This window comes from Desulfosarcina sp., assembly GCF_041551955.1.
Classification (GTDB): Bacteria; Desulfobacterota; Desulfobacteria; order Desulfobacterales; family Desulfosarcinaceae; genus Desulfosarcina.
In genome coordinates this window covers 1-8731 of sequence record NZ_JBFELV010000202.1, presented here as the reverse complement: position 1 = coordinate 8731, position 8731 = coordinate 1, and the positions used below count along the sequence as shown (strand labels likewise).

At 53.3% G+C, this 8731-nt stretch carries 6 protein-coding genes; 4 read left to right on the top strand and 2 right to left on the bottom strand.

Features of this window, described 5'->3' with window-relative positions; all coding sequences use genetic code 11:
* The first annotated feature begins 284 nt into the window (after nucleotides 1-284).
* The gene (gene clpB, locus ABYV26_RS15055; protein ID WP_372682177.1) at nucleotides 285-2864 is read left to right on the top strand and encodes an ATP-dependent chaperone ClpB; all 2580 of its coding nucleotides are present in this window, start codon (nucleotides 285-287) and stop codon (nucleotides 2862-2864) included.
* A gap of 42 nt (nucleotides 2865-2906) precedes the next feature.
* Here clpB and ABYV26_RS15050 read toward each other — a convergent pair whose 3' ends face one another.
* Nucleotides 2907-3671 (bottom strand): stage II sporulation protein M, encoded by a 765-nt coding sequence (locus tag ABYV26_RS15050; RefSeq protein WP_372682176.1) that lies wholly within the window; start codon nucleotides 3669-3671, stop codon nucleotides 2907-2909.
* 373 nt (nucleotides 3672-4044) lie between these two features.
* Between ABYV26_RS15050 and ABYV26_RS15045 the strand changes: the two genes are divergently transcribed.
* The 3 genes from ABYV26_RS15045 to ABYV26_RS15035 are packed head-to-tail and all read left to right on the top strand — an operon-like array spanning nucleotide 4045 to nucleotide 7993.
* Nucleotides 4045-4896 (top strand): PP2C family serine/threonine-protein phosphatase, encoded by an 852-nt coding sequence (locus tag ABYV26_RS15045; protein ID WP_372682175.1) that lies wholly within the window; start codon nucleotides 4045-4047, stop codon nucleotides 4894-4896.
* A 29-nt stretch (nucleotides 4897-4925) separates the two neighbouring features.
* Entirely contained in the window at nucleotides 4926-5672 is a 747-nt protein-coding gene (locus ABYV26_RS15040; protein ID WP_372682174.1) for an FHA domain-containing protein, read from the top strand.
* A gap of 44 nt (nucleotides 5673-5716) precedes the next feature.
* Nucleotides 5717-7993, top strand: coding sequence for a hypothetical protein (locus tag ABYV26_RS15035; RefSeq protein ID WP_372682173.1), 2277 nt, complete (start codon nucleotides 5717-5719; stop codon nucleotides 7991-7993).
* A 246-nt stretch (nucleotides 7994-8239) separates the two neighbouring features.
* Here ABYV26_RS15035 and ABYV26_RS15030 read toward each other — a convergent pair.
* Nucleotides 8240-8731: hypothetical protein (locus ABYV26_RS15030; RefSeq protein ID WP_372682172.1), on the bottom strand; the 492-nt coding region annotated here is incomplete at its 5' end.

Here is an 8731-nt window from a genome sequence, read left to right as displayed (position 1 = left end):
GGATTGTCCGCACGAAGCAGAGATCCCGCCAACCGCAGCCGCGGGGAGGGTTTAATCCAGTCGTTTCAATTTCCTTCATGCTTTTGGCACAACCGCTTTTTGCCGTCAAGTGTTAGGCGACGTTGCATGATCAACAATCATTGTTGTCACCCCCACCGATCCTCAAATTACATTTGAATTCGATACGTTCCATGGGTTTGACATCATAGGGGCGGTGTTTATATTTGTTCTGCAAAATACAGACCAATACTTGTTTTAACTATTGTTGATGTAAGGAGAAGCGCATGCGGTTTGACCGATTTACCATAAAGTCGCAGGAGTTAATCCAGAGCGCCCAGACCCTGGCCTCCACCCACGGCAATCAGCAGATCGACCCGGTGCACCTGTTGGCATCGATGCTGGACGAAAAAGAAGGGGTGGCCAGGTCCGTGTTCAAACGATTGGGCGTCTCCGGGGACAGCCTTGCCAATGCGGCTGCCGAGGCCATCGTCCGGCTTCCCAAAGTCAGCGGGGGGGATGTGTATCTCTCATCCGCAGCCAAGGCTGTTTTAGAGGCCGCCTTCGCCGAAGCCGGTAAGATGAAAGACGAATACACCAGCATCGAACACATATTGCTGGCCATGTGCGACAAACAGGCGGGAGAGGCATCCCGCATTCTGACTGCATCCGGGGTGAACCGGGATGCCATTTTAAAGGTACTCATGGAAATCCGGGGCAACCAGCGGATCACCGATCCCAATCCCGAGGAAAAATACGAGGCGCTCAAAAAATTCAGCCGGGATTTGACGGATATGGCGCGCGGCGGCAAACTGGACCCGGTCATCGGCCGGGACGATGAAATCCGGCGCATCGTCCAGGTGCTTTCCCGCCGGACCAAAAATTACCCGGTGCTGATCGGCGAGCCCGGTGTGGGCAAGACCGCCATCGTGGAGGGCCTGGCCCAGCGCATTGTGGCCGGGGATGTGTCCGAGAGCCTGAAAAATCGTCGCTTGGTGGCCCTGGACATGGGCGCGCTGATCGCCGGCGCCAAGTACCGGGGCGAATTCGAAGATCGCCTCAAGGCGGTGCTCAAAGAGGTGGAAAAAGCCGAAGGTCAAGTGATCCTGTTCATCGATGAGCTGCACACACTGGTGGGCGCCGGCGCCAGCGAAGGATCCATGGACGCCTCGAACATGCTCAAGCCCGCTCTGGCCCGGGGAACGCTTCGTTGCGTGGGCGCTACCACCTTGAATGAATACCGCAAATATATCGAAAAAGATGCCGCTCTGGAGCGGCGCTTCCAACCGGTGCTGGTGCGCGAACCCAGCGTGGAAGACACCGTGTCGATCCTGCGCGGGCTGAAAGAAAAATACGAGGTCCACCACGGCGTCCGCATCAAGGACTCGGCCATCGTGGCTGCGGCAGCCCTGTCTCATCGATATATCGCCGACCGGTTTCTTCCCGACAAAGCCATTGACCTTATCGACGAGTGTGCCTCCAAGTTGCGGATCGAAATCGATTCCATGCCCGTGGAAATCGATGAAATTCAACGCAAGATCCTCCAGGCGGAGATCGAGCGGGAGGCCCTGAAAAAAGAGACTGATCCGGCCTCCCGGGAGCGGCTGGCCAAACTGGAAGACACCTTGGAAGCCATGCATTCTCAGATTGCCGGCATGAAAAACCACTGGGAAGATGAAAAGCGCCTGATCCAGAAAATCCGCAAAATCAAGGAAGCCCAGGAACAACTGGGTATAGATGAGCAGCGGGCTGAACGGGAAGGCAATCTGGCCAAGGTCGCCGAACTGCGCTATGGCAGAAGCAGTGAACTGAAGACCCAGTTGGAAAAGGCCAATAAGGATCTGGAAGCACTCCAGTCAGATAAAAAGATGCTCAAGGAGGAAGTGGATGACGAGGATATCGCCGAAGTGATCTCCCGCTGGACCGGCATCCCAGTAAGCCGAATGCTGGAAGGGGAGCGGCAGAAGCTCGTGCACATGGAAAAACGTCTGGGCAAACGGGTCATCGGCCAGGAACAGGCCATCGAAGCAGTCTCCAATGCGGTGCGCCGAGCGCGTTCCGGACTCCAGGACCCCAACCGGCCCATCGGCTCCTTCATCTTCATGGGGCCCACTGGTGTCGGTAAAACCGAACTTGCCAAGGCTTTGGCCGAATTCATCTTCGATTCCGAGCAGGCCATGGTTCGCATCGACATGTCCGAGTTCATGGAAAAGCATTCGGTCTCCCGACTCATCGGTGCACCCCCGGGTTATGTGGGTTACGATGAGGGCGGCTACCTCACCGAGGCGGTGCGGCGGCGGCCCTATGCGGTAGTTCTATTCGACGAGATCGAAAAAGCCCACCCCGAGGTTTTCAACGTGCTGCTGCAGATCCTGGACGATGGCCGCATGACCGACGGCCACGGCAAGACCGTGGATTTCAAAAATACCATCATCATCATGACCTCCAACGTGGGCAGCCAGTATATTCAGGATCTGGGTGGCCGCGACCGCGAAGAGATGACGCGCCGGGTCACCGAAGCCCTGCGCGCCGGCTTCAAGCCGGAATTTCTCAACCGTATCGACGAAACCATCATCTTTTTGAACCTGGAACAGGACCAGATCGGTCAAATCGTGGAGATCCAGATGGAGCGACTGGCGGATCGGCTTGCCGAGCAGAATATCGAACTGATCCTAGCCGATTCGGCCCGAGACCTCATCGCCCGCCAGGGCTACGATCCCGTTTACGGCGCCCGCCCCTTGAAGCGGGTGATCCAGCGGCAGATCGAAAACCCCCTATCCATGGAAATTCTGGAAGGAAAAATACATGAAGGTGCTCGGCTCAGCGCCGAAGCCGAAGGGGAACAAATCGTATTCCGGCAGGTTTGATTGAATACCCCGTTCCCACGCAAAGGCACGGGAAAGGGATATTTAAAGACTATCGACGATTCGCAGGGTGACATGTGCCTCAACCCACCCTGCGAGAAACAAACCGCCGATCACCAATAAAACAATTCTCATGATCGGCATGGCGTTTCTATGCACGTCCATCTGCTGGAAGACGGTGCGGGTCGTGTTGATGGGCCCCTGTTTGTTGACCATCAGATGTGCCGAATAAGTGACTGCGCCCGCCAGCGAAAGGGTTGGAATCTCGATCAGGCCATGCGGCAAAAGCGCGATGAAGGATGAATAAAAAGACCCGAAGATAAAAGCTGCCGTTGAAACTGAAAGACCGCTTTCGATTCCAAGCAGAATCATACTCAGCAGGGGAACCATCACCCAGACAGATAACCTGCGCAAAGACTCTGCTTCGATTTTTGCACATCCCGGCAGATAGCAGAGAATTTTCATTCTTGTCTTTCCACAAAAGATCTTTCTGACGACTCGCGGAGGCAATCCAATGTGGACCGGATCAAACAAGGCAGCCGTATAAATAAATGACATGGTGATCAAAGCGCCGATGGTATTCCAGAAAAATAGCAGGATGCCCTTGTCGATTCCATGTCGTGAGCCCATATCCAACACAGGAAGAACATAGGAAAGCCGCTCGGTGGACAATTGAAATATTCTCTCCGGTTGGATGTTTCCGACCTTGACCAGAAGCACGCCGGCAAGAAAACCGACGGCCAATGAAAGAACATAAGCCCCGACCAGTCTTTTCCAGGCCTTAAATAACAGTGCTGGTGTTGTTTCCATGACTCCCTTATTGGCGGTTTACACTTAAGTCTTTAATTTTGCTTGACCTGCAGGGCTATCCGCCAACTGGAATCCACACCAATGCCTCAGCAAGAACAAACACCCGCCTTCATGACAGCGAAAACGCACCCCTGTTAGGAACAAGGCGCGATTAAGGCAAGTACCCGCCGGGGCATCATCATCCGGCCAAAAGGCACCATTGGTATACCCTCCTGCATCGAGGAACCCGTATTGCCGGAGCGAGAGAAAAAAATAAACCGTGACCACAAATTGCCGATATCCCTTGGCTAGGGTGCTAAGATTTCTCATAAACACCGTGTTTTCCTTGACAATCATCCCAATTTATTGTTTTTAAGGGAAAAAGGGGCAACACATGATCATGGTTCAAGCCGCTGGTTTCAGTGATATCGGAAAAGTTCGCAAGGCAAATGAAGATTGCTTCCTCCTCAACGAACCGATCGGTCTATACGTCGTGGCAGACGGGATGGGGGGTCATCGCGGCGGCGGGATAGCCAGTCGAATGGCCATAGAAAGCATCGACGGGTACATGGCAGCCCCATCTCAAGAAAACGCGGATGCGGACGAGTCCCCCGTGGCTGGTGCCCAGAGTTCAGCCGCCGACCGTCTCCGCCAAAGTATTTTTTTGGCCAACCAAAATATCTACCGGCAGTCCATCACGGATAAAGCCTGCCGGGGAATGGGCACCACCGTTTCTGCACTCTACCTTGCCGGCAATTCCATCATCACCGCCAATGTGGGAGACAGCCCCATTTACCTGTTGAGAAACAGGGAAATCGAAACCCTATACACGCCCCACACCCTGCTTCACGAACGAAAAAAAATTCCCAAGTCAATGGAGGGCCGGTTTTCAGAAAGCAAATTGGCGCATATTCTCACCCGGGCCGTTGGCATCCGGTCCGACGTGGGTGTAGATCTGGTAGAAACCCCTTGCTTTGCAGACGATATTGTCGTCCTTTGCAGCGACGGCCTCAGTGGCAAGATTTCCAGGGAAGAAATCCGGGACATCGTCTACCAGCATGATTCGCAGTCCGCGTGCAGGAAGCTGACGGATCTGGCCAATCAAAGAGGCGGCGAGGACAACATTACCGTCGTCGTGGTGCGGGTCACATCGGCAAACGAGGGGCCAGCCAATCGTCTGTTTGGACGCATTGTCGGCATTCCGGCATGGATTGTATCCCTTTTCGGTGCGAATAAACGTTCCTGAGCAGAATCTCTCGTAAAAAAGGCGGCCAAATGATCAGAATGCTCGTCAAGTACAAGGACAGAACGATCAAAGAGTTCGCCCTCGATCGAATCGACACCCTTTCCATTGGAAGAAATCCCAATCATCACCTGGTCATTGATAATTTCGCGGTTTCCGGCAACCATGCCGTCATCCTCAAAGAAGGTAACCGCTTCATATTAAAGGATACCAACAGCAAAAACGGTACCTTCCTGAATGGATTGACCGTTCAGCAGGCAAGCCTCAAGAACGGCGATCTCATCACCATCGGCAAGCATACGCTGGTTTTTTTAGACCATGGGCGGTCAAGACCGAGACCCGAACAAGGCGGTTTAAAAACCTCCGGCCTGCCCAACGATCCGGGCCCGGACCACACCATGTTCATGGACACGGAAGTCTACCGCCGGATGCTGGCCGAGAGTGGAGACATTCCCGAAATTCCCAAGGCATCAGCCTACGTGGCCTTTCTGGCTGGCGGGAACGGCAGATTCGACCTGGCAAAAAGCATGGTTACCATCGGCAGATCCCACAGGTGCGATATCGTCATCGGCGGCTTTTTTTCCTTCCTGGCCGGAGATCCGGCTGCGGCCATCAGCAAGACCCCTCAACACCACTACATCAGCGGCGTCAGCGGCTGGATCAAACCGAAAGTCAATGGTCAGACCGTCCGCGGGCCGGTGCGCTTGAAAGACATGGACATCATTAAAATCGGTGTGGTGGTACTCCAATACGCCTCAGAAGGCCCGACATCGCCATAAAGGACCTCCCCCTTGGTAGACAGGATAAAACGGATGGGCACGCTATGAAAAAATGGATCGCCATCATCGTGTTCTCGGTGCTTTGCACCGCCGTTATCTCCTTGTTTAAAGTTGGTCTCATGTCCAATCGTCAGGTCATTTACATCAAGGGAGGAGAACCGGTCCTCGTCGATAAGGTCGACCAGTCGGATCAGTTCGTTTTCTACGAAGCCAACGGAAAATCCGGCATGTTTATGAAAGATGACGTGACCTCGGTCGGGTCAATCAACATCCAGAAACAAACCTCCCTGCTTCGTATCATCGACAGTAAGCGGCAACAGGCCATGGCGCAATTGGGATTCCATCAAAAATTGATTCGCGTTGTTGACAGCCGCCTGCTGATTTTTCTGTTGATGCTCGCCGCCACATCTGGAATCGCTAAACTGATCCTGATGTTATCGCGTGCAGTAAAAACCGAAGCTTCAAGAGCACTGAGTGCTGACGGTTGCTCTTTGCGGTCCGATCGATCCGGCGATGTTGAGGAGCAGTGCCAGGAGACTTCCGATCTGCGAGATATCGCACTTTTTTTCCTTGGGCTCTACAAGGTTCAAAACGGGTTGGATCAGGATGTTCCTGCCCGCTTTACCATGACCGACACCACTGCATCACAGAAAATGAAAATTTTCGAGTTGGGCGTCAAGGGCAGCAGCGATTGGCTGACCCGTCGGATGTCCGTCGGACCGTTGGGTGAAGAGACTGGCAGCAAAAGCAAATGTTTTTACGTCATCTACGACACCCACATGGTGGTAAAAATTCCACCGGCGCCCATCACGGATATGGAAAAATATATACGCGACATTCGAAGAGAGGTGCAGATCGCCTCACATCTTTCACCGGTCACCTGCATCGTGCCCATGGTATCCGTGGTGCTTAAGAAGGTTAAAAAGCTGCCCTACGAATCTAGCCTTACCCCGGAACAACTGGAAAAACAGTATATCCGATTGGTTGAAGAGCGTCCCGAGTACCAGGAATACCTGAAAATCGGCGGCCGGTTCGCCTTTTTCATGGAACTGACCAACAGTTTCTTTTTAGGGCGGGTCATCGATGAATTGCACGCGTCCAAAGACCACACAGTCAACGAATTCCTTGAGGCGCCGGACGTGGCTTGGGACCAGGAGGCCTTCACCATCCGATATGGATTGGGCGCGCTCCCCGTTTTTGAGGGGCTCCAAACGCTGTACCGGCTTTGTGAGGCCGAAGCCAAACGGATTGTCAACGCGTCGGCCCCAGGTGAAAAAATCCATCCCTACCAGATCAAAAACTGGTTTCTTGCCTACATCACCGGAGAGAATCGTCAGCTGAAAGAAAAAGGAATTGATCAATCGCTGCTGGCCCGCATCAAGGATGGCTTTTCCACCGTTTTTAAATCCAATCAGAAGAACGTGGACGATCTGATCCATCTGTTGAAAACCCAGCAGAAATCCAACGCCTTTTCGAAAAGCCGCCAGCAGATCGAAAATATCGCATCCAATATGCTGACGCTGCTATGCCTGCTTAAAGAAAAGCAATTGGCGTTGAGGGATTTGAAGCCGGATAATTTGTTCTTGGATGCAGATCCGGATGCCTACCCGAAATTTCTGAAAAATAAGCGCGCCTTTTCAATCGGCGTGATCGATGTAGAAACGGCAATTTCCCTGAAACCTACCCGTGACGACACCATTGCGCAACCGCTTCTCGGAGGAACGCCCCTTTATGCCACCCCGCTCCACCTGTTGAGAAACAAGACGATAGCCTCCAATTTTGGAAATCTGGCGGATGCACTTCATCTTCAGGATTGGTTTGCCACCATCGCGATTATTTTCAAGGCGGTTGCCGGCACAAACCTGTTCCCCCGTGCCGCCCGTTCTTTTCCGGGAATATTGAAAATCCTCAAGTCCAGCCGTGACCGAACCAATCCAGACGAAGCCACCGTCAAAGCCATGAGCCAAATATTCTGGTCGGCCGCAGCCACTGACATAAAAGCCCAATTATCTTCATTTTCAGACATATTGAATCAGTTGACCCTGTCGGTTCCCGAAACCATGGCACCGGAAATCAAGCAAGAGTTGGAGCGTGAAAACGCCCTTATTCACCGTGCAATCCGCAAGCATGTCTCTTTTTCACCGCTTTTTAGGAGTGAAAAAAACAAGGTATTTCTTTTGGAGGCGCCATGTGAAACCCTCGCCAAGCAGGTGGCCAGGTGGGAAAACCACGCGCAGCTTCCTGAGCACCATCGCCGGGTAGCCCCCCAGATGGTTGCATTCTTGAACAACTTGAATCGATTAAAACAGGGCGAATCGTAAAAACGACGAGCCATCGCCGCTTTTACCACCCCCCCCCACGACGTTTCCGTTTATTCGCTCCTCGAAGCCATGTTCCAAATTGCCTTCAGAGGCATGTACAAGTCACGCTGGAAAGCGCTGCCCAAAGCCACCGGTTCCTCCGACCAACAGACCGCGGTTAAAGAGGACCGCGCGATGGTCACCACGATACTAAACGACAATTGACCCTGACGTATCTTTTTATGGCCAACGCAGTGCGCTCGCTCACTACCGGGGGGCTTTGATAAATTCCGATATCGCCGCCTTGTCCATGATGCCGTCTTCGGTGACCAGAAAATCCACATGCTTGAGGTCCACGGTGTCGTGAGAGTGAGTGGTCAACTGGAAAGAGATGTCCCCGTGAGTTTTGGATTCCACTTTTCGATGGATCCGCTGTTGGGATGAGGGACGGTGGGAGAATTTGAGGGTATTGGCAAACAGGTAGACCGGCAGGTTGTTCAGGTGACACAGGCTGACGATATTGGCCGATCCAATGGCCGACACCACCTTCATGTCGTCGGCAATGGATAATGCACCCATGAAGACCTTGTTGCCCTGCTCGATGTAGTGGCTCAGGCTGTATTCCGGGATGATCTCCATGTCGATCCCGGCGGCGGACAGAGATTTGATCAGCCGGCGGGTCTTGGCCAGATCCTGCTTGAGCACGATCACCTTGAAGGTTTTCTGCAGCACCTCCTTGGCCAGCTTGAGCATGTTGGT